Origin of the sequence: Mesorhizobium sp. M0136 (assembly GCF_040322515.1) — a bacterium.
In the GTDB taxonomy this organism is placed as follows: domain Bacteria; phylum Pseudomonadota; class Alphaproteobacteria; order Rhizobiales; family Rhizobiaceae; genus Mesorhizobium.
In genome coordinates this window covers 122,189-143,519 of the sequence record NZ_JAMYTP010000017.1, presented here as the reverse complement: position 1 = coordinate 143,519, position 21,331 = coordinate 122,189, and the positions used below count along the sequence as shown (strand labels likewise).

The 21,331-nt window shown below is 62.4% G+C and carries 19 protein-coding genes and 1 pseudogene; 10 read left to right on the top strand and 10 right to left on the bottom strand.

The features are described 5' to 3' along the window. From NKJ35_RS21165 to NKJ35_RS21155, 3 genes and pseudogenes are all read right to left on the bottom strand, one after another. A pseudogene (locus NKJ35_RS21165) lies at window positions 1-200 on the bottom strand (TPM domain-containing protein); the annotation flags it as partial. Window positions 201-204: 4 nt separating this feature from the next. Beyond that, window positions 205-1,014, bottom strand: a complete 810-nt coding sequence (locus NKJ35_RS21160) for a TPM domain-containing protein (protein WP_352649432.1) — start codon at window positions 1,012-1,014, stop codon at window positions 205-207. Window positions 1,015-1,099: 85 nt separating this feature from the next. Further along, on the bottom strand, window positions 1,100-1,744 hold the full coding sequence (locus tag NKJ35_RS21155) for a LemA family protein (RefSeq protein ID WP_352649431.1): 645 nt from the start codon (window positions 1,742-1,744) through the stop codon (window positions 1,100-1,102). Between the two features lie 162 nt (window positions 1,745-1,906). Between NKJ35_RS21155 and NKJ35_RS21150 the strand changes: the two genes are divergently transcribed. The 3 genes from NKJ35_RS21150 to NKJ35_RS21140 all read left to right on the top strand — a co-directional run bounded on the left by NKJ35_RS21150 (window position 1,907) and on the right by NKJ35_RS21140 (window position 3,896). Beyond that, on the top strand, window positions 1,907-2,158 hold the full coding sequence (locus tag NKJ35_RS21150) for a hypothetical protein (protein WP_254818056.1): 252 nt from the start codon (window positions 1,907-1,909) through the stop codon (window positions 2,156-2,158). Between the two features lie 8 nt (window positions 2,159-2,166). After that, entirely contained in the window at window positions 2,167-3,051 is an 885-nt protein-coding gene (gene pdxY / locus NKJ35_RS21145; RefSeq protein WP_254817752.1) for a pyridoxal kinase PdxY, read from the top strand. A 92-nt stretch (window positions 3,052-3,143) separates the two neighbouring features. Further along, window positions 3,144-3,896: a DUF429 domain-containing protein gene (locus NKJ35_RS21140; RefSeq protein ID WP_502904659.1), complete on the top strand. Its 753-nt coding sequence runs from the start codon at window positions 3,144-3,146 to the stop codon at window positions 3,894-3,896. An 11-nt stretch (window positions 3,897-3,907) separates the two neighbouring features. Here the strand turns inward: NKJ35_RS21140 and NKJ35_RS21135 are convergent, their stop codons facing one another. Beyond that, window positions 3,908-5,110 (bottom strand): aromatic ring-hydroxylating oxygenase subunit alpha, encoded by a 1,203-nt coding sequence (locus NKJ35_RS21135; protein WP_352649430.1) that lies wholly within the window; start codon window positions 5,108-5,110, stop codon window positions 3,908-3,910. 413 nt (window positions 5,111-5,523) lie between these two features. On the opposite strand from NKJ35_RS21135, the gene NKJ35_RS21130 reads away from it, so the two are divergent. Next, on the top strand, window positions 5,524-5,928 hold the full coding sequence (locus NKJ35_RS21130; protein ID WP_352649429.1) for a hypothetical protein: 405 nt from the start codon (window positions 5,524-5,526) through the stop codon (window positions 5,926-5,928). Window positions 5,929-6,016: 88 nt separating this feature from the next. Here NKJ35_RS21130 and NKJ35_RS21125 read toward each other — a convergent pair whose 3' ends face one another. Both NKJ35_RS21125 and NKJ35_RS21120 read right to left on the bottom strand, forming a co-directional pair. After that, entirely contained in the window at window positions 6,017-8,104 is a 2,088-nt protein-coding gene (locus NKJ35_RS21125; RefSeq protein ID WP_352649428.1) for a PAS domain S-box protein, read from the bottom strand. Between the two features lie 38 nt (window positions 8,105-8,142). After that, window positions 8,143-8,922, bottom strand: coding sequence for a response regulator (locus NKJ35_RS21120; protein ID WP_254817757.1), 780 nt, complete (start codon window positions 8,920-8,922; stop codon window positions 8,143-8,145). A gap of 46 nt (window positions 8,923-8,968) precedes the next feature. On the opposite strand from NKJ35_RS21120, the gene NKJ35_RS21115 reads away from it, so the two are divergent. Continuing rightward, window positions 8,969-9,655 (top strand): response regulator transcription factor, encoded by a 687-nt coding sequence (locus NKJ35_RS21115; protein ID WP_292663715.1) that lies wholly within the window; start codon window positions 8,969-8,971, stop codon window positions 9,653-9,655. Between the two features lie 76 nt (window positions 9,656-9,731). Here NKJ35_RS21115 and NKJ35_RS21110 read toward each other — a convergent pair whose 3' ends face one another. Continuing rightward, window positions 9,732-9,899: a hypothetical protein gene (locus NKJ35_RS21110; RefSeq protein ID WP_254817759.1), complete on the bottom strand. Its 168-nt coding sequence runs from the start codon at window positions 9,897-9,899 to the stop codon at window positions 9,732-9,734. Window positions 9,900-10,496: 597 nt separating this feature from the next. Here NKJ35_RS21110 and NKJ35_RS21105 point away from each other — a divergent pair. Further along, a complete protein-coding gene (locus NKJ35_RS21105; RefSeq protein ID WP_254817760.1) occupies window positions 10,497-10,961 on the top strand; it encodes a L,D-transpeptidase in 465 nt (154 codons plus the stop codon). Window positions 10,962-11,032: 71 nt separating this feature from the next. On the opposite strand, the gene NKJ35_RS21100 is transcribed toward NKJ35_RS21105, so the two are convergent. Both NKJ35_RS21100 and NKJ35_RS21095 read right to left on the bottom strand, forming a co-directional pair. After that, a complete protein-coding gene (locus NKJ35_RS21100) occupies window positions 11,033-14,116 on the bottom strand; it encodes an efflux RND transporter permease subunit (RefSeq protein WP_352649427.1) in 3,084 nt (1,027 codons plus the stop codon). Next, complete coding sequence (locus NKJ35_RS21095; protein ID WP_502904657.1) at window positions 14,113-15,390, bottom strand: efflux RND transporter periplasmic adaptor subunit; 1,278 nt, start codon at window positions 15,388-15,390, stop codon at window positions 14,113-14,115. The genes NKJ35_RS21100 and NKJ35_RS21095 overlap by 4 nt, the downstream gene beginning before the upstream one ends. Window positions 15,391-15,540: 150 nt before the next feature. Here NKJ35_RS21095 and NKJ35_RS21090 point away from each other — a divergent pair, with 150 nt between their 5' ends. The 4 genes from NKJ35_RS21090 (at window position 15,541) to NKJ35_RS21075 (ending at window position 19,501) form a co-directional block, all read left to right on the top strand. Further along, window positions 15,541-16,077 (top strand): TetR/AcrR family transcriptional regulator, encoded by a 537-nt coding sequence (locus NKJ35_RS21090; protein ID WP_352649426.1) that lies wholly within the window; start codon window positions 15,541-15,543, stop codon window positions 16,075-16,077. Window positions 16,078-16,288: 211 nt separating this feature from the next. Next, window positions 16,289-16,933 carry a carbonic anhydrase gene (locus NKJ35_RS21085; RefSeq protein ID WP_352480025.1) on the top strand — a complete coding sequence of 215 codons (645 nt, stop codon included), beginning with the start codon at window positions 16,289-16,291 and terminating at the stop codon, window positions 16,931-16,933. Window positions 16,934-16,945: 12 nt separating this feature from the next. Further along, window positions 16,946-17,356 (top strand): nuclear transport factor 2 family protein, encoded by a 411-nt coding sequence (locus NKJ35_RS21080; protein ID WP_502904656.1) that lies wholly within the window; start codon window positions 16,946-16,948, stop codon window positions 17,354-17,356. Between the two features lie 90 nt (window positions 17,357-17,446). Beyond that, a complete protein-coding gene (locus NKJ35_RS21075) occupies window positions 17,447-19,501 on the top strand; it encodes a M3 family metallopeptidase (RefSeq protein ID WP_352649444.1) in 2,055 nt (684 codons plus the stop codon). 298 nt (window positions 19,502-19,799) lie between these two features. Here the strand turns inward: NKJ35_RS21075 and NKJ35_RS21070 are convergent, their stop codons facing one another. Further along, window positions 19,800-21,137 (bottom strand): LGFP repeat-containing protein, encoded by a 1,338-nt coding sequence (locus NKJ35_RS21070; protein ID WP_352649425.1) that lies wholly within the window; start codon window positions 21,135-21,137, stop codon window positions 19,800-19,802. Window positions 21,138-21,331 lie beyond the last annotated feature (194 nt).

Genomic DNA, 21,331 nt, shown 5'->3' with positions numbered 1-21,331 from the left:
TCGGCAAGCTTCTGCGTCAGCGCCGCCTCGGTTGCGGCATCGATGATGCCGGCATTGTCGACGACCCGTCCGGTCAGCGCCGGCAGTGCGGCGGCAATGGCCGCGAAGCCGACCAGCAGCACCGCCATGGCCATAAGCGCGGTGCCGATCGTTTTGATGAAACGGCCGAATTCCACCGGGCTGATGGCGTGTCTTGTCATCTCGTCACCAACTTCCCGAGGAGCCGCCGCCACCGGACGAACCGCCGCCGCCGGAAAACCCGCCACCGCTTGAACCCGACGACCATCCCCCGCCGGAACCTCCCGACCAGCCGCCGGACGACCGCCGGTTTGGCTCGAAGGTCATGCCCAGCCAGCGATAGCGGCCGGGACCGATCTTCTGGCCGAAGATCGGCGGCAGGATGGAGGCTGCGAGGCCGCCGAAAAAGATGATTGCCCAGATGGCTATGAAGATCGTGAAGAATAGATCGTCGCTGTTGAACGGCGGCTGCTGGTTGCGTTCGCCGCGGGCTTCCAGCTCTTCGGGATTGCCTTCCAGCACCATGATCATGTCATCGACGGCCTTGCTGATGCCGCCAGAGAAATCGCCGGCACGGAAAGCCGGCACCATGTCGTTTTCGATGATCAGCTTGGTGTGCAGGTCGGTCAGCGTGCCTTCCAACCCATAGCCGACCTCGATGCGCATCTTGCGGTCGTTCGGCGCCACCAGAAGCAGGACGCCGTTGTTCTCCTTCGCCTGGCCCAGTTTCCAGGCGCGGAACAGCCGGTTGGCGTAAGGCTCGATCTCCTCGCCGTCGAGGCTGGGGATGGTCGCGACCACGATCTGGTCCGAACCTTTGGTCTCGAAGTCGGCAAGCTTCTGCGTCAGCGCCGCCTCGGTTGCGGCATCGATGATGCCGGCATTGTCGACGACCCGTCCGGTCAGCGCCGGCAATTCGGCGGCGAGAACGATGAGAGGGAGCAGGAGAAAGGTTAGAACGAAGCCAAGAAAAATCAGGGCGGCGTTTCTTCCCACCCCCCTCTGTGGGGAGATGTCCGGCAGGACAGAGGGGGGCGCGAAGGAATACAAGGCCAACAGGCCCAGGCTCAACAGGCGCCGTTCACCCGCCTTGCGTGGTGTTGGTGCCGAAATCGACCTTCGGCGGCTGCATCTTATCCTCCTCGATGGTGAAATTCGCAAACGGCTGGTTGCCGCGAAACCACAAGGTCGCCCAGATCACCGACGGAAAGGTCCTCAGCGTCAGATTGTACTCTCTCACTGCCTGGATATAGTCGCGGCGGGCGACCGTGATGCGGTTCTCGGTGCCTTCGAGTTGTGCTTGCAGCGCCAGAAAGTTCTGGTTGGCCTTGAGATCGGGGTAGTTCTCCACCACTGCCAGCAGGCGCGACAGCGCGCTGGTCAAGCCGGCCTGGCTGTCCTGGAATTTCTTGAAGGCTTCCGGATTGTTCAGCGTTTCCGGCGTCACGGTCACCTGCGTCGCCTTGGCACGCGCTTCGACCACGGCATCGAGCGTATCCTTCTCGTGCGCGGCGTATCCCTTGACCGTGTTGACAAGATTGGGGATGAGATCGGCGCGGCGCTGGTATTGATTCAACACCTCGCTCCATGCTGCCTTGGCGTTTTCCTCAGCTGTCGGGATGGTGTTGTAGCCGCAGCCCGCAAGCAGCGGCAGCATGACGGCCATGACCAGGAACGCAGCTATATTACGGAAGATTGGCGGTGAACAAAGGCGCTGGGCGAGCATGATAAGGTCCCCTCGATAGCATTGGCAGGCGAAGCATTAGCACAATCCTTGCGTAAGAAAATGACTTCGGCCGAGAAGTGTTACTGGTTTCTGCCATTCACCGTCAGGCCCTGTGACAGACAAGGCGAACGGGTTAAGCTCGGCATGAAACGGGGTATCACCATGGCGAAACGCCACGACAGCGACGCGGAATCGCGCCGCATCATCGAGCGGGTGGCGCGCGAGACCGACCCGGGCGGCACCTCGTTCCTCGCGCGAACAGCCAGAGGTGCGCGCGACCGCGTCACCGCGGCCGATGCCGACCGGTCGGATCCGATCGAATATTGGGGCACCCGCATCGGTCGGGCAGCGGGCTTGCTTATTGCCATCGGCCTGTTGATCTGGCTCGTGCTTTTCGTCACCAGGGGCAGTTAGGAAAATCAATGAGTGCCGAAAAAACCGACGCGCCGCGCGCGGTCATCGTCGTCTCCAGCCATGTCGCACGTGGCTCGGTCGGCAACCGTGCCGCCGTCTTTGCGCTGGAGACGCTCGGCTTTCCGGTTTGGGCGGTGCCGACCGTCATTTTGCCCTGGCATCCGGGCCATGGCCGGGCCACCCGCATCGTGCCGCCGCTGGACCAGTTCAAGGCGCTGATGACCGACCTCGAGCGCGCGCCGTGGCTGGGCGAGGTCGGCGCCGTGCTGTCCGGCTATCTCGGCGAGGCTGGCCAGGCCGACGCCGTTGCTTCGCTCGTCGGCGCGGTCAAGGCGAAGACACCGGAAGCCCTCTATATCTGCGACCCGGTGATGGGCGATTCGGGCGGCCTCTACGTACCTGAGCCGACCGCTATCGCCATGCGCGACCGGCTGATGCCGATCGCCGATATCGCCACGCCCAACCGCTACGAGCTGGAATGGATGGCCGGAGCGCCGCTGCCAGACCTGAAATCGGCAATGGCTGCGGCCCTGCAGGCCGGCCCACCGGCCATGCTGGTCACTTCGGCGCCGGCGATGATGGCCGGCGGCACCGGCAATTTGCTGCTCACAGGCAGGGAGGCGCTGCTCGCCGAACACCGGCTCATCGACAAGCCGCCGAATGGGCTCGGCGACCTGACGGCTGCCGTTTACCTGGCGCGGATCCTGTCCGGCCAGCCGGCCGCCAAAGCTCTGCAATCGACCACTGCGGCGGTCTACGAGATCCTGGCGCGCACCGCTAAGCGCGGCGGCGACGAGTTGCAGCTCGAGACCGATGCCCAGAGCCTGTCGCACCCAATGGCGATGGTGCAGCTTCGCCATCTCCTGCATCCGGAACGGGACCGCCGGGCGTGACGCAGGCCGAAAACGCCGTGCCGCAGGATGTTGCGCCCGATGATGTTGTGCCCGAGAGCGTTGTGCCCGAGGACGTTGTGCCCGAGGATGTTGTGCTTGTCGGCGTCGACGGCTGCAAGGCTGGCTGGATTGCCGTCCGCCACGATCCCGGTGCGGCACCGTCTACAGCCGTTTTCCCAAGCTTCGCGGCGTTGCTCGACCGACTGCCCGTCAATGCGATCGTGGCGGTCGACATGCCGATCGGCCTGCCCGATTTCTCGCAAAGAGGCGGTCGCGGCCCGGAGGCGCTGGTGCGGCCGCTGCTCGGGGCCCGGCAGTCCAGTGTCTTTGCCATCCCCTCCCGCGCCGCGCTCTACGCCGAGATCGAAGCTTTCACCACGGTCGACGCCTGGTATGCCGCACATCGCAAGGCAAGCGAGGTGGCCAGGACGACATCAGATCCGCCGCGCGGCGTCTCGATCCAGGCCTTCGGCATCTTCGCCAAGATCCGCGAGATCGATTCGCTGCTGATCGCGCGGCCCGAACTGCGCAGCCGCGTCTTCGAATCGCATCCGGAAGTGGCCTTCTGCAAACTGAACGGCGACCGCGCTATGCGCCTGCCCAAGAAGATCAGGGGCAACATCAATCCGGCCGGCATGGCCGAACGCAAGGCGCTGCTTGCCCAGCATGGCTATAGCGAGGATTTTCTCGACCAGACGCCGCCGCGCGGCGCGGCCGCCGACGATTTCCTCGACGCCGCGGCGATGATGGTGGTTGCCGGACGCATCGTCAGAGGCGAGGCAATGCCGTTTCCGGATCCGCCGCTCGCCGATCGTTTCGGCATTCCGGTCGCCATTTGGGCCTGAGGACCAGGGCGTCAGGAGCGTGATCTGAGCGCCTCGTTGAGTGCCCACATATCCTTCTCCTCGGGCGCGGTCTCCAATCCGAGCACGGGAATTTGCTTACGCAAATGGTCGTGGTGAGTGCGCACGCCATATTCGAGATCGGAGAGGTAAAAACCTCCGAAGGCTTCGGACAGCATGGATTCGTTGGACCATATCGAAAGCTGCACGTCCTCGGCCAGCGTGTCGCGATCGATGCGGTAGGATAGGTAGCGGGCAGCCGCCTGTTGCCTGGTCTCGTCGTGATAGCGGTAGATGGCGCCGCGCAGCAGCGTCTCACCCGTCGACAGCGGGAATTCCTGATAGAACTGCACCGATTCCGGCATGATCGACAGCACGTTGTTCGGGAAGATGCCGTAGTAGATCCAGGCCTTGCGCAGGTGCTCCGGCAGGTGCTTCGCCTCGGGTGCGAGCTTGATATATTGCGCGACGCTCCAGCGCCGTCCGGCATGCGGATTGTAAGTGGCGAACGAGCGCGATACGCCGTTGACGAACGGCTCGTCGAAATAGGTCGCACCGTAAAGATCCTGCAGCGCCGGATGTGCCATGGCGACGTGGTAGCCCTCATTGTCGACGTCGCGCACCGACTTCCAGTTGACCGGCGTATTTTGAGTCCAGATGCCCCGGGACGGCACCATCTCGACCACGCCGTAATGAGCAATCTCGGCTTCGATCGGCTTCAACAGCTCGGCCACGGATGGCTGCGGCCCACCCTTGCGGAAGCGGATGAAGATGAAGCCCATCCAGATTTCGAGCTCGAGCGGCATCAAGCCGAATTCGGTCTTGTCGAGGTCGGGGAAGGAACGCGGGCGGGCAGCACCGCGCAGTGTGCCGTCGAGATTGTAGACCCAGCCATGGAAAGGGCAGACCAGCGCGTTCTTGCAAGTGCCCTGACTGTCGGCGACAACGCGACTGCCGCGGTGGCGGCACATATTGTTGAAGGCGCGTACAACGCCATCCTTGCCGCGCACGATCAGCGCCCGCTCGCCGACCACATCCATCGTCAGATAGTCGCCGGCGTTCGGCACATCGCAGACATGGCCGGCGATCTGCCAATGATTGCGGAAGACGTGCTCTTTCTCGAGTTCGAGCAAGGCGTCGGAATGATAGCTCCAGCCCGGCAGCCCCCGCCGATCCCAATCGTTGGGAATTGCCACGTCACGCAGATGCGGGTTCATAAAGGCTCTTTATTTATTGAATGATCGTTCAATAAAAGCATATTTTCCGTTGAAATGCAATGGCTTGCAAAAATGGGGAGAATTATTGGCGGGAAATCGAGCCGGATTTGAGAGCCGAGTCCGAACGATCGAAGCCGGGAAAATCCCGGGAATTCCGGACGTTAATCCCCTCACGCTTGTTGAGCGCCCGACGCTCCGTGGGCCTGGCAAGGCGACGTGGATCTGGTGCCGTGGGTAGCGGAAAACGAGAATGCCACCTGTGCTGCAGCTACGCCTGATCGCTTTGCCCAGGAATGGCCGCGGGCTTGGTTTCATGCCGGTTACACAATCGTTAATCCATCATCGTTGGCCGGTTACAAGGTGCGATTAGGTTCGTTTCAACAGAGAAAAGAAGAGGACCGAAGGAAACGACGATGCGTACGAAAATCCAGATCACCGATACCGACCTTCGCCAGCAGGGTCCCCAGCGTAGCGACCGGCGCCCGAAGCTGGCGCTGCGCCAGCGCGCCAGTGATCATCCAATGGCGATGTTCATGCTGCTGGCGGCTGCCGCATTTGCCGGCATGGCGTTGACGCCGACTGTCGGTCCGGCCTTCGCCTCACTGAACCCGCCGGCCAACCTCATCGATGGCGCGACGACCACCACCAAGACGGCGCGCCTGCCGATTTCGGAGATCGATTTCGCCTGCAAGGGGCAGGCCTGGGGCGCCGAGAGCCTGGACTGCCTGCGCGTCATCGCCGCCCAGTCGGGCAAGGCACGGCCGGTCCGCATGATCGCCAACGCCGCCCCGCTGGCCGATACGCCGAACGTTTTTTGATTTTTTGCGAGCGCCCTCCAGCACTCCAGTCAGGCTCCCGCCGCAATGTCGGCCGGGAGCCTTTTTCTTCCGGGAGAGATGGCGGAGTCTAGCCGCCCAGAGCGGCCTGCTCGGCAATGGCCGAGAGCACGCCGCGCACATCCAGCGTGCTGAACGGTTTTTCGAGGATTGGCGGCCGCTGCGGCGCCGGCAGCGCCTCGATTTCGCCTTTCGCGCCGATCAGATCGCCGGTGACAAGCACGAAGCGCCGCGCTAGACCCGGCAATTCGCCGAGTAGCTCGCGATAGGCGGCTATGCCGCTGGTGCCGGGCATGCGCAAATCGGAAAACACGATGTCCGGCGGGACATGGCCACTCAGCGTAGCGGCGGCCGAGACCCAGGCCGGCACGATCCGCGACTTGATGCCCATCAACTCCAGAATGTCGGACAGCGACGCGGCGACATCCGGCTCATCGTCTATGATCAGCGCGTGACGCAAGCCGCTCGACCGCGACGGAGCTTCGCCGGCGGCGGCCGCGCCGGCCGCGATCGCCGGCAGCTGCACGACAAAACGCACACCTCTCGGCGAAACCTCCTCGAACCAGATATTGCCATTGTGCCGCTCGATGATCGATTTCGAGATCGACAGACCGATGCCGGTACCGACACCGACCGGCTTGGTGGTGAAATAGGATTCGAATATGCGTGAACGTATCGCTTCCGGCACGCCTGGTCCGTTGTCCTCGACCGAGAATCCGGGATTGCCGCGGTCGCTGCGAAACGTCCGGACCTTGATCCGGCGGTCGCCGGCAACGCCGGCCAAGGCATGCTGGCTGTTGATGAGGAAGTTGGCGGCTACCTGCGTCACATGGTCGGCATCTGCCATGGCCAGCAGCGGGCCGCTAGCGAAATCGGTGTCGATGATGATGCCGCTCGACCGTGCGCCATAGGCGGTCACTTCGAGTGCGGCGCGGATCACCTGGTTGAGGTCGGTTTCTGCCTGTGCAGCCGGGTGCAGGCGGACCATCGACAGGAAGCTCTTGACGATACGGCCGCAGCGCTCGGCAGCGGCGCGCACCTTTTCGGCGCGCACCTTGGTCTGCGGATCGGCGGCGAATTCGTGCAGCAGCGTCGACTGGGCGACAACCACGGCCAGCGGATTGTTGAGCTCGTGCGAAACGCCGGCGAGCAGCGACCCCATTGCCGCCATCTTCTCGTTCTGGTGCAGTTTTTCGCGCTGGCGGTTGATTTCCTCCTCAGCCCGCAACTTGTCGCGCAGGTCGCGGATGGAGCCGAAGATCAGCTGGCGATCGGCGACGCGCATCTCGGTTGCCGTCAGCTCGATCGGAAAAACCTCGCCAGCGGCATTCTGGGTGACCGTTTCAAGCCGCTGGCCGACCATCGGCGCACCGCGGCCCGACATGTATTCGGCGCCCGACGCATAGCCCTTGCGGTAATATTCCGGCACGACCGTATCGAGCAGGTCCTTGCCGAGGATGTCGCTGCGCCGATAGCCGAACATCTTCTCGGCGGCCGGATTGAATTCGATGATCGAGCCGGTCTCGTCGATGACGATGATAGCATCGAGCGAGGCCTGCAGCATGGTGCGGCGAATGACGTCGCTGGCATGCGCGTCGGAGGGCGACCGTTCGATGGCATCGCCGATGGCGAGTGCCACCATGTGCAACGCCGCCTCTTCCTGGTCGGTCCATTCGCGTTCGTGGATGCAGTCGTTGATCGCCAGCGTGCCCCACAAATTACCGTGCGAAAAGACCGACACCGACAGGAACGACTTGATGTTCTGCTTTTCGAAATCCGTCCGCAGAAAGCCTTCGAGATCGCGTGTGTGCCCGGCGAAAATCTTGCCTTGACGCTCGTCCTCCGCCAGCCGTTCCAGCAATGGGTCCGAATCGACGACCGACTGCATGATGACGGTCGGTGACGCCAGCTCGCCGCCAAACCGGGGGGCGATCCAATAAGCGGCGACCGACTGGGCGAAGCCCTGGCCAGGCAGTTCGCGCAGGCGAAACAGGATGCCGCGGTGACAATCCATGGCTTCGCAAAGCGTTTGGAGGATACCCTCCATCTCGCGCTGCCAGTCACCGGCTTCGCGCAGCCGGCGAACCACATGCACGGCCACCATCGCCGCGCCCTGCCTGGCGCCCTGCACGTCCACGCGTGTTGTTTCAGCCGTCATGATCAGCCGTCATTTCCTGGCCGCGGCTTCCTCAAGCCTTAGTTATTTTCGCCCACTGGCAGCGAGAAGATATAGCCTTCGCCGCGCACCGTGCGCAGGAATTTCGGATTGGCCGGATCCGCCTCGATCTTCTTTCTCAGCCGCATGATGCGGATGTCGACGGCGCGGGACGATTCCGGATCCTCGACGAAACCGATCGCCTCGGAGATCGCCGCCCGCGTCAACAGCCGGTTGGCGCGCGTCAGGAACACCTCCAGCACGTCGAACTCGCTCTTGGCCATGTCAATGACCGCGCCGTTGGCGCCGGTGACGAGCCTGCCGTCGAGATCGGCGTGAAAGGGTCCGAAGCTCACGGACCGGCGGCCGCCGGATGTTTCAGCCTTGGCCTTTTGTGGCTCGGTCGGCTCCGGAACGCGACGCAGCACGCTGCGCACCCTGGCCAGCACTTCGCGCAATTCGTAAGGCTTTACGATGTAGTCGTCAGCGCCGAGTTCCAGTCCGACGATGCGGTCGAGCGCAGTGCCGGCGGCCGTCGCATAGATGATGCCGATCGGCATTTTCGACCGCATCCAACGCCCGAGCGACAGGCCGTCCTCGCCCGGCATGGCGATGTCGAGAATGGCCAGATGGAAGGACTGCACTTCCAAGAGGTCGCGCGCCGCCGCCGCACTTTCGGCCGTGGCCACATCATAGCCGCTGGCGCCGAGATACTCGGCGACCGCGTCCCTCAGGTCGGGCTCGTCCTCGACAATGACAATTCGTGCACGCACGATGCTTTCGCTCCCGCTTTCAGTGGAAAGTAGATTGGGTATAAACATGATGTCCAGCACTCTTCTTGGGTTGCCGTATGCGGGGTAGAAAAACATGGCTGCACGATCCGTTATCGCGCTTGTTTCCGTCGCTGAAGTAATTGCCACCGATCTTGCCGATCATCTGGAGCGGCGCGGTCATGACGTCCGTGCGGCGCGACAGCCGTGGGAAGCCGAATCGCTGCTTTCGGAAAAGGGTATCGATGTCGTGGTTGTCGGCGACAGCGTCAGCCAGGCGGAGGGGCGAGACCTGCTCAGGCGACATGGCGGCGAAGGTGGCCCGGATTTCATCCTGATCTGCCGCCCGGCCGATCTGGTCGACAAGGTTCTGGCGCTCGAACTCGGCGCCGCCGACGTCGTCGAAAGCCCGCTCAATGTCAGGGAGCTTGCCGCTCGCGTCGGCGGCCTTCTGGCTCGGCGCGGCAGGAGCGCCGGGGAACTGATCGTGCTGGAGAACGCGACCGTCGATCTCCGATCGGCCATTGTCATGCACCGCTCGGGAACCGAAGAACAGCTGTCCCCCGGGCAGGTGGCGCTGCTCAGGCTGTTCCTGGCCAGCCCGCGCAAGGTGCTGACGCGGGACGACATCATCGCCGCCGCGCCCGCCGAAAATGCCGAAGCCTTCGATCGGTCGATCGATTCGCGCATCGTGCGGCTGCGCCGCAAGCTCGATACCGAAACCATCACCACCATACGGGGTGCCGGTTACCGGTTCGATCCGCCGACGCAATTCGCCGATTGAAGGCAGGACAGCCACCCTTTTGTCTTGAGCATCGGGTTTTCCCAAAACCGGTTTCCACTTTGGGGTCCGATGCTCTTCAGCGCACCACGAGAAGCGACGGGCCGGACGGCATGTCACCGGTCGTACTGACCTCGCCGGCATGGGCACGTTCCTTCAGCAGCACGGTGGCGAGGCCGGCAATGCCGAGCAGCCCCTGGACGTAAAGCAGGGCGGAAAGCACGGAAGCGGCGAATTTCGTTTTCATCCTGTTCGTTCCTCAAATTGGAATTTACGGGCACTTCAGGGGAACCCCCGAAGCGCCCGCGCCGCCAGCGGAGCCCCCCGTTGCGGCGCGGGCCTTCGGTCCTCTCGGCTGCAAGTTGCCGGAGGCGCCGCGCATCCTCAACGGCCCTAAGCCGCCCCCGCCAGAGGGGCTTGAGCCGGTCGACGCGCAGGCTGGAAAGTGTCCAGATCAATCCAGGCCGTAGCGAAACAGTGTTGGCTTCCGATCGTTCGTTGCCCGCTGTTTTCGTTAGGTCAACTTTGCCTGTTCGCTGTATCCGGATCATGCCGCCGACGCTGCGCTTTGTTGCAGCTCGGTTTCGGAGTCAGGTGAATTCCTATCAAACGAAAGGCAATCGCGTATTGGCGCCGCGGTTTGGCCGATCCGCCTAGGCAAACACGCCCCCGTCATGACGACGTCGTGCAACTGCAAGCTGCTTTGCACGGACCTTTTCTGTTAACCAGGGGAAACAGAATCGAAACACAAACGAGCATCTTGCGAAATCGGCTTGAAACATGACGCCCCGATAAGCCGGTCATGAATTGGGCCGGCCCCGACCGGCAGAATAGGGGAGACATCATGTACACTGCCATTTCCGCCAAGCTCATCAACATCGCCGCCGCCGTCATCACCGGTACTGCCTTGCTTGTCAGTGCCGGCAACGGCGCAGCCCACGCCGCCGCCAACAAGATCGTCGCGCGTGTGTCGCTATCGCAGCAGACCATGGAAATTCTGGTCGACGGCCGGCCGACATTCGCCTGGAAGGTTTCGACGGGCGACAGGACGCACGTCACACCGACCGGTTCGTTCAAGCCGACCCGCATGCATGAAATTTGGTATTCGAAGAAATACGACAACGCCCCGATGCCGCATTCGGTGTTCTTCAACGGCGGCTACGCCGTACATGCGACAAGCGCCATCAAGCGCCTCGGCCAGCCGGCCTCGCATGGCTGCGTGCGTCTGCACCCGGACAACGCCGCCGATTTCTACCAGCTCGTCGAGGTCTTCGGCCCGGCCAACACCAGCATCGTCATCGTCAAGTGAGCGATGCTGCTCTCGTCGCTCTCAAAAAGGCCGGAAATCCGGCCTTTTTTATTGTACAATATCAGTACAATCTAATCCGGCATCGCCGGCATCAGCTTCGGATCCGGCTTTTCGGCGTGATGCGGCAGGTCCTTGCTGGCGATAAAGGTGTAGAACATCGGCACCACGAACAGCGTGAACATGGTTCCGACCAGGATGCCGGTGAAGATCACCAGGCCCATCGAATAGCGTGCCGCGGCACCGGCGCCGCTGGAGATGATCAGCGGCACCACGCCTAGCGCCATCGCCGCCGTCGTCATCAGGATCGGCCGCAGCCGCACCCTGGCCGAGGCGATGATCGCATCGCGCCGCCGCATGCCGTGCATTTCACGCTGCTGGTTGGCGAACTCGACCAGAAGGATGCCGTGCTTGGTGATCAGGCCGATCAAGGTGATCAAGCCGACCTGGGTGTAGATGTTGAGGGTGCCGAGCCCGATATTAAGCGGCACTATCGCGCCGAAGATCGAGAGTGGCACCGCCATCATGATGATCAACGGATCGCGGAAGCTTTCGAACTGCGCCGCCAGCACCAGGTAGATGACGAGCACTGCCGCCGCGAAGGCGATGATGATCGTGTAGCCCTGTTCCTTCTCCTGCCGCGATTGACCGGTATAGTCGATGAAGAAAGTGTCCGGCAGGCTCTCCTTGGCGATATCCTCGATCGCTTTCAAACCGTCGCCGGTGGTGACGCCAGGCAGCGGCAAGGCGGAAATCGTTGCGGAATTCAACTGGTTGAATTGCTCGATCGCCGCCGGCGACGCGTTGGTCGAGATCTTCACCACCGCAGAGAGCGGCACCATCTCACCCGAGACGCTGCGCACGAAATACTCCCCAAGTTTTTCGGGATTGTCGCGGGATTGCTGCGGCACCTGCGGGATGATGTCGTAGCTGTTGGATTCGCGGTCGAATTGCGCCACCTCGGCGCCACCGACCAGGAGGGTCAGCGTCCGGCCGATTTCGGCGATCGGCAGGTTGAGTGCCGCGGCGCGGTCGCGGTCGATCGTCACTGTCACTTGCGGCGCATCGTAGGACATGGAATTCTGCACGGCGAGGAAGCGACCGGAGGCCTGCGCCTTGTTCTTGATATTCTCGGCGGCCTCGTACACCTGGGAGGCCTCCCCGGTCGAGCGCACCACCATCGTGATTGGCAGGCCGCCGCCGGAGCCGGGCAGCGTCGGTGGTGCGAAGACGAAAGCCTCGACGCCTGCCACCTTGGCAAGGCGGGCAGTTATGTCTTCCTGAAGTTCCTTCGAGCTGCGCGCGCGCTCGGCCCAGTCCTTGAACGCAAAGCCGACGAAAGCGCTGTTGGTCGGGCCTTGGAACGCGACGGCGGAGAACCGTGCCCTGGTTTCGGGGATATCATTCACCAGCCCGAGAATCTGGTTCACATAGGTCTCGGTGTAGTCCGACGTCGCGTAACGCGGCGCGTTCACAATAGACAGCAAGAAGCCCTGGTCTTCTTCCGGCGCCAGTTCGCTCGCGGTCTTTGTGAACATGAAGCCGGTCGTGGCGACCAGTGCGATGACGATCATCAGCGTCACCGGGCGATATTTCAGCGAGCCGCTGACCAGCCGCTCGTAGACGTGTTCGACGCGCCCGAACGTGTTGTCGACAATGCGCTGGAAGCGGCTGTGCGACCCGGCCCTCAGGATGCGTGCCGACATCATCGGCGTGACGGTTAGGGCAACGACCCCCGAAAGCACCACCGAGCCGGCAAGCGTCACCGCGAATTCGCGAAACAGTGCGCCTGTCAGGCCGCCGGTGAAGGCCAGCGGCGCGAACACCGCGGCCAGCGTTATCGTCATGGCGACGACGGCGGACGAGATCTCCCGCATGCCGTTGAAGGCCGCCTGCATCGGCGACAAGCCGTCTTCCTCCATGTGGCGGTGGATGTTTTCCACCACCACGATGGCATCGTCAACAACCAGTCCGATCGCCAGCACCATGGCCAGCAACGATAAAAGGTTGATCGAATAACCCAAAGAAAACAGCAGGAAACAGACGCCGATCAGCGACAGCGGAATGGTCACGATCGGCATCAGCACCGAGCGGAACGAGCCGAGGAAGAGCAGGATGACGACGATGACGATGGCGACCGCCTCGCCGATGGTCTTGAACACCTCCTCGATCGACGCGCTGATCTGCTCGGTCGAGTCGTAGACGATCTCGATCGTCATGCCGAGCGGCAGCGTCTCCTGGATCGTCGGCACAATCTTGTGGATCGCCGCCGCGGTGGTCAGTGGATTGGCGGCCGGCGTCGGAAAGATGGCGAGAAAGATGCCGGGCTTGCCGTTGAACGTGACCCTGGTGTCGGTGCTCGCCGCGGCGAGCTCGACGCGGGCCACGTCGCGCAGCCTCACCACATTGCCGTCTTTCGAGCGGAGCGGAAGGGCAGCGAAAGCCTCCGGCGTCTGCAGGGTCGAGCGAACCGTGATCGAGGAAGCCACATATTCGTTTTCGGTATCGCCGGGCGCGGAGAGGAAATTCGATTCGTTGATGGCGGTCAGCACTTCCGCCGCCGTCACGCCGCGCGCCGCCAGTTTGATCGGGTCGATCCAGACACGCATCGAATATTCGGCGGCGCCGAAAATCTGCACGTCGGCGACACCTTCGACCGTCGAGATACGCGGCCGCACGACACGCTCGATATATTCGGTGAGCTGTTCCGGTGTCATGTTCGGATTCTGCATCGATATGTACATCATCGCGAACTGCTGGCCGGTGCCCTTGACGATCACCGGGTCTTTGGTTTCGTCCGGCAGATCGCCGCGAACACTCTGAACCTTCGACAAGACTTCGTTCAGCGCGACGTCGGGGTCGGAGCCGAGCTTCATCTGCACCGTCACGGTGCTGGAGGACGGCCGGCTCGACGACGTGACATAATCGATGTTTTCGGTCGAAGCGACGGCACGCGCGATCGGCGCGGAAATGAACCCCTGGATCAGGTCGGCGCTGGCACCGGGATAGGCCGTGGTGATGGTGATGGCCGTTTCTTCAACCTCTGGATACTGCCGAATCGAAAGGTTGAAGATGCCCTGAAAACCCAGAAGCAGGATCATGCAGGCAAGCACGGTCGAGAGAACCGGGCGGCGGATGAAGAGGTCGGAAAAGCTCATTGCTGGGCTGCCTGCTGGTTCGCCGGCTTGCTCGGATCGATCGTGTTGTCGACGGCAACGGACATGCCGTTGGAGAGCCGGTTCTGGCCGGCCGTAACGACTTCGTCGCCGGGCTGGATGCCTTCCAGGATCTCGACCAGGCCGGCGTTGTGGCGGCCTGGCTTGACGAACACCTGGGCGAGCACGAGCTGCGGTTTCTGTTCTTCCGTTGCCGGCTTGGCTTCCGCTGCCGGTTTGGCTGGGGTAGCAGCCGGCTTTTCGTCGGGTTTTGCCACGGGTGCTTCGGCCGCCGGCTTGGCAGCATCTGCAGCCGGCTTTTCTTCCGGCTTTGCCTCGGGAGCCGCGCCGTTGGCTTCGGCGGATTTGGCCGGGCGCACCACGAAGACGAAGTCGCCGTACAGGCTGGAGGTCAGCGCCGTCTGCGGCAGCGCCAGCACGTCGTTCTCCTCGGGCAGTTCGACGCGCACCTGGACGAACTGGCCCGGCGTCAGCTTGCCTTCGGGATTGCCGACCTCCGCCCTTACCGTCACCAGCCGGCTGGTCGGGTCGATCTTCGGATCGATGCCGCGGATGCTGCCGGTGAACGGCATGTCGCCGCCGCCGACGCCCAACCGCACCCTCTGTCCGATCTTCAGCTGCGGAAGCTGCTGCTCCGGCACGGTGAAATCGACACGCATCGTATCCATGTCCTGCAAGGTCACCACGGCGGTGCCGGGTGTGAGATACTGGCCAAGGTCGATTTTCGGAATACCGACAGTACCCTTGAAGGGGGCGGTCAACTGCTTTTGGTCGAGCACCGCTTGCAGCTTGTTTACCTGCGCGGCGGAGACCGATGCTGCTGCCTGCGCCGTGTCGAGCGTAGCATCGGTGCCGACCCCGCGCTTCTGCAGCTCGAGAGCGCGCATCAGCGTCGTCTGGTCGGAGGTGGCTTGCGCCTTCGACGCGACGAGGTCGGCTCGCTCGACGGCATCGTCAAGCTGCAGCAGGACGGCGTTGGCGGCGACCTTCTGATTGGCATGGAACAGGATGTCCTTGACGATGCCAGCAGTTTCGACCGTCAGGTCGACGCCGCGTACGGCACTGACAGTGCCGATCGCCTCGATGCCGGGCGTCCAGGACATCGGTTTGACGATGACTGTCGACACGGTCGCGGCCGGCGGCTTCATGGTGGCGAAGAACTGTTTGATCGCATTGTCGCGAAACAGGTTGAAGCCGACGATGCCGCCGCACACCAGCACGAGCAGAATGAAGGCGATGATGAAGCGCTTGATCACGAACAGTCCCCTCGGCCATGGCCCAGCATAACGGTCGGACGACCGGAACACATACCTGTGACTGGTCCCAATTTCAAATGACGGCGATCTTACTGTACCGTCTGGACGGTCTTGTCAATTCCGCCTAAGCTAATGAATGGGGAACGCTTGATGAAGGCCCGCAGAGCAAATTCGCGCGAAAAAATTCTCGCTGCTGCCGCCGCCGTGGCGCGCGAGACGGGTCCTGGCAGCCTGTCGCTGGATGCGGTCGCCAGCCGTGCCGGCGTGTCGAAGGGAGGTCTTCTCTACAATTTCCCAACTAAGGCGAAATTGATGCAGGCGCTGGTGGAGGATTACCTGCGCGCCTTCGAGCAGGCACTGGAGTCCGCCCGCACGGCCGGCATCAGCGGCGAAAGCTCGCTTGCAACTTACATCAAGCTTTCGGCCGAGCATGCCGAGGAATCGAAACCGTCGGCGTCCTGGATATTTTCGGCGATTGCCGAGGATCCCGACTTCCTGACGCCGATAAAATCGTTCAGGCGGCAGGTGTTCGAGCGGCTGAAGGAGGAGACGCCGAATCTCAAGGCGCTACTGGTCTGCTATCTCGCCATCGAAGGGCTTCGCAGCATGAACCTGTTCGGTTCGGACATTCTCTCCGTCGAAGAGCGCCGGCTGCTGATATCGACCCTGCTGGAGATCGCGGAATAGTCTAGGAATACGCCGGCCGGGTTCAGTTGCCTCGACTGTCGGGATGTGGCTGGAGCGAGGTGCCGTCCACTTGGGGCAGAGTGAGCTCCACGCTTTGAACCTGCGTCTCGGTGCTTTCCGAAAATCGGTTCCGATTTTCGGGCCGATGCGCTAGAGCCTTTCGGGATTGAACCGAGCTGCCTTCAACCCGGAAAGGCTCCCACCGCTGCCCATGCCCCATCTTCCCGAGCATCTTCTCACCGGCTACCGCAGTTTCATGAGCGGCCGCTATCTCACCGAAAGCGGCCGTTATCGCTCGCTGGCGCGGGAGGGCCAGGCACCGGAAACAATGATCGTCGCCTGCTGCGATTCGCGGGCCGCGCCCGAAGCGATCTTCGACGCCGGGCCCGGCGAGCTGTTCGTGCTGCGCAATGTCGGCAATCTGGTGCCGCCCTATGCGCCTGACGATCAGTTCCACTCGACATCGGCGGCGCTCGAATTTGCCGTGCAGAGCCTCAAGGTCAAGAACATCGTGGTGATGGGCCACGGCCGCTGCGGTGGCATCCGCGCGGCACTCGACACCACGGCCGCACCCTTGTCGCCGGGCGATTTCATCGGCAAGTGGATGAGCCTGATCGCGCCTGCGGCCGAGACCGTATCGTCCAGCACCTTCATGACCGCGACCGAGCGCCAGACGGCGCTGGAGCGCATCTCGATCCGCTATTCCATAGCCAATCTGCGCACCTTCCCTTGTGTTTCGATCCTCGAAGGCAAGGGGCGGCTGTCGCTCCACGGTGCCTGGTTCGATATTTCGACCGGCGAGCTTTGGGTGATGAACAAGGACACAGGCGATTTCGAGCGGCCGGAAACGGAGTAGGAGACGAGGGGCATGATGCGAGCTCGGTTCGCGTTCGCGGCGGCGGCACTGCTGTGCTCAGCAAATGTTGCGCGCGCCGACGATAGCGCGATCATAGACCGCTGGTATTCGGCACTGCTGGTCGCCGACCGCACCGAATTGTCGGACCTGCTCGCCGACAACGTCCGCATCAAGCTCGACGACCTCGGCGTCGTGCAAAGCAAGCAGGAATTCATCGCCTCGATCGCCGAGTGGCAGGGCGCCGTCGCCGGGGCCGAAATCCGCCACCGGATCGAGAAGAAGGAGGGCGGCGTCACCACTGTGATCGCCTGCTATGATTTTCCCAGCAACGACATGCTGATGCAGGAGACTTTCGCGGTCGCCAACGACCAAATCAGCGCCAGTTCGCAAGCCGCGATCGCCGAAAATTGCGACGATTACTGACGGAACCATGAACGGGACCCGCTGTTGCGCGCAACCGGCCGGCGCCTTACATCGGTGACGATCCATCTTCTCCCGCCACTCAGCGAAAGTTTGCCCATGCCGTCCACCGTCGACCTCGCTGCCCATCCGCTGACCGCATGGCAAGGACCGCTCGGCCTGCCCGATTTCACGCGCATCGGCGATGGCGATTTTTCTCCGGTCTTCGACGCGGCCCTGAAGGCGCATGAAGCCGAGATCGAGGCGATTGCCGGCAACACCGGGACGCCGACCATCGAAAACACGCTTGCCGCGCTCGAGCTTGCCGGTGAGGCGCTCGACCATGTCTCGTCGATCTTCTGGTGCCGCGCCGGCGCCCACACCAACGAGGCGATCCAGGCGCTGGAGCGCGACATCTCGCCGAAGATGTCGCGGCACTTCTCGGCAATCTCGATGAACGAACGCCTGTTCGCCCGCATCGACCACCTCTATCAGCGCCGCGATGCTTTGAAGCTCGATGCCGAAACGCTGCGGGTCTTGGAAAAGACCTGGAAAAACTTCGTTCGCTCCGGCGCCATGCTCGACGCCGAAGGCAAGAAGCGGCTGGCCTCGATCAACGAGGAATTGTCGTCGCTCGGCACCAATTTCGGCCAAAACGTGCTTGCCGACGAGCGCGACTGGGCGTTGTTCCTCGACGAGGCCGACCTTGCCGGCCTGCCGGAATTCCTGAAGAACTCGATGGCGGAAGCCGCCGAGATGCGCGGCCAGAAGGGCCGCTACGCCGTCACTCTGTCGCGTTCGATCTACGAGCCGTTCTCGACCTTCTCAGAACGCCGCGATCTGCGCGAGACAGCGTTCCGCGCCTTCATCATGCGTGGTCAGAATGGCGGCGCTACCGACAACACGGAAGTGGTGCGCGACATGCTGCGCCTGCGCGCCGAGAAGGCGAAGCTGCTCGGCTATGCTTCCTACGCCGCATTGAAGCTCGACGATACCATGGCCAAGACGCCGGAGGCGGTGCACGCGCTGCTCGATCCGGTCTGGGAAAAGGCGGTGGAAAAGGCCGCAAGCGACCAAGCCGAATTGCAGCGGCTGGCGGCCGAGGCCGGCAGCAACGAAAAATTCGCTGCCTGGGACTGGCGCTTCTATCAGGAGAAGCTGCGCGCAGAGAAATTCGCCTTCGACGAGGCCGAGCTGAAGCCGTACCTGCAGCTAGACCGCATCATCGACGCCTGTTTCGATGTGGCAACACGATTGTTCGGCATTTCTTTCGAAGAAAAGAAGGGCATTGCCACCTGGCATCCCGAGGCACGTGTTTTCGTGGTGAAGAATGTCGACGGCAGCGAGCGCGGCCTGTTCCTCGCCGACTATTTCGCGCGACCCTCGAAGCGCTCCGGCGCCTGGATGAGCGCGCTGAAATCCGGTTACAGGCTTGGCCCCGGCTCGAAGCCGGTCATTTACAACATCATGAACTTCGCCAAGCCGCCGGCCGGCGAGGCCGCCTTGCTGTCGGTCGATGAAGCCAAGACGCTGTTCCATGAATTCGGTCATGCTCTGCACGGCATGCTGACCGACGTCACTTGGCCGTCGGTCGCTGGCACCTCGGTCAGCCGCGATTTCGTCGAACTGCCTTCGCAGCTTTACGAGCACTGGCTGACGGTACCGGCGGTGCTGGAAAAACATGCGCTGCATGTCAAGACCGGCAAGCCGATGCCAAAGGCGCTGGTCGACAAGATGCTGGCGGCGCGCACCTTCGGCGCGGGCTTCGCCACGGTCGAGTTCACTGCCTCGGCGTTGGTCGACATGGCTTACCACGCGCGGCCGGATGCACCGGACCAGCCGCTTCGTTTCGAAGCCGAAACGCTGGAACGGCTTAACATGCCCGATACCATCGCCATGCGTCACCGCACCCCGCATTTCGGCCACATCTTTGCCGGCGACGGCTATTCGGCCGGCTATTATTCCTACATGTGGTCGGAAGTGCTCGATGCCGACGCCTTCGCCTCCTTCGAGGAGACGGGCGATCCGTTCAATCCGGCGCTGGCCGAGCGGCTGCGCAAGAACATCTACGCCGCTGGCGGCTCGAAGGACCCCGAAGAACTCTACACCGCCTTCCGCGGCAAGATGCCTTCACCGGAAGCAATGATGGCCAAGCGCGGACTGGTGTGATGCGTGCCCGCTCTTGTCACGGTTCTCTTCCATCCTGATTGATGTCGGCCGTCATGGTGTCGGGTTGCGCGCCGCCTGATCCGGTTTCTGTCGGTCCCGGCTCGGCCTCGCTGGCTGCGGCAGTGTCGTTGAGGTGACTGCCCGCTATGCTGATCGGCCGCTGGCGCATCCGGACCGCCTTGCGACGACCGCTACGGAAATAAATCTCTCAGTCGCGAACGTCAGCCCCGCCAACGGAAGGCGGGGCTAGTAAGTTGATTGTCTCGTCAAGTTTTTTTGCCGGGGCGATTGGCATAGTCTAGGCAGGCACAAAGCCAAAATAGGCTTTGTAGGACGCCCCTTCGCCGGAAATCAGGGGCGTTTCCACTTTGAACCCAATCCCGCTGAAGGTGGTATTGTTCGTACGTGCCGCGAGCAACACCATCTGCTTTGCGGAGATGGTCACTGTCGCGCTCCCGATCCTGTCATCGCCCCAATCGAAGAGATCGCTGATGGCGCCGCCGATCGATGGCATCAACGATCCCAGGGCCGGGCCGGCTATTGCGGCAATGATAGGTCCTGCCACCGGAATGAGGCCCAAAGCCAGCGTACCCGCCGTATGGACGCCCATCACGACCTTCTGCACTTCGTCCTTGTACTTGTTGGGATCGCCGAAATCGTTTTCCATCAGCACCGTACCGATATTGATGCCGTAGGGCTTGCCTCGATAGACCTCCATCAGGTCGGGTCTCGTATCTCCCGCATCGACGTCGCCATAGACCTGGCTGCGCTTGGTGTCGGCGATCTGCGGCGTTGTCACGCTGACGATGACATAGGGCTCGTCCGCACTCGACCCCTGATCCCAGTCGGTCTCGCCGAAGCAATGGAGCCCGGTATAGTGGACGACGACATCTCGAAGGTCGATCGCGCCGGTGTCGGGCCACCAATATATGCCGCCGTTTTCAAACAGATTGGCACGGCCACCGTCGGCGAATTCGGTCTCGTCGGTGGTTGGGTACCCCAGATATGACTGTTCCCAGCCCAGGCTTTCCCACTTCTTGCGGATGTCACCGTACACCACGTTGGCTCCTGTGTTCGGTGTCCAGTAGATCGAGCCGGCATTGGCAAAATGGTTGTAGCGCCCGACGCCGTCGGGAGTTCCGGTCTCGTCGGTGACCGGATAGCCGAGAACCGAGCGCTCCCAGCCCATTGCTGCCCATTTGCCGCGAATTGCCCCCCAAATCGCTTGAGCACCGATATTCGGTGTCCAGTAGATCGAAGCGGTATTGTTGTTGAAGTGATTGTATCGGCCGACGCCGTCGGGAGTTCCGGTTTCGTCGGTGCAGGGAATGCCCCACGCGAGACCGCCAAGCGCAATCCATTTCCTGTAGATGTCGCCGTGGATCTCAAAGGCGTCGTGCATGGCATCGTTGTAACAAATGCATGAGCCGTTCTTGAGATACCAGGCTTTTCCAGTCTCCTTCCTGTCGATCTCGGCGAAGCCGGCGCCTCCAAGGGAGTTGTACTTTTGCTGTATGACAGCTTCGGGCGATAGGAGCGACCAAGGCCCGATCCTGAGCTGGTCGGAAAGTCTTGTGGCTCCAGCGCGGATGGTGCCGGCACGCACTCTTGAAGTTGCTCTGGCAGTATACGGCATGACCTTTTCCTTCCTGTGAGTGTTGGTATCGGGGGCTTCAGGCCTCCGGCGATCGGTTTTGATCGACGAGCCGAGGTTCCCAGACCGCGACTTACGGACGGCTTACAGAGTTCCGAGCTGCGCCAGAGCAATTCCAGGAAACGTGTGGAACGGTTTTCCGTCCGGAATTGCGCAAAAATAAAGAGATAGAGCGG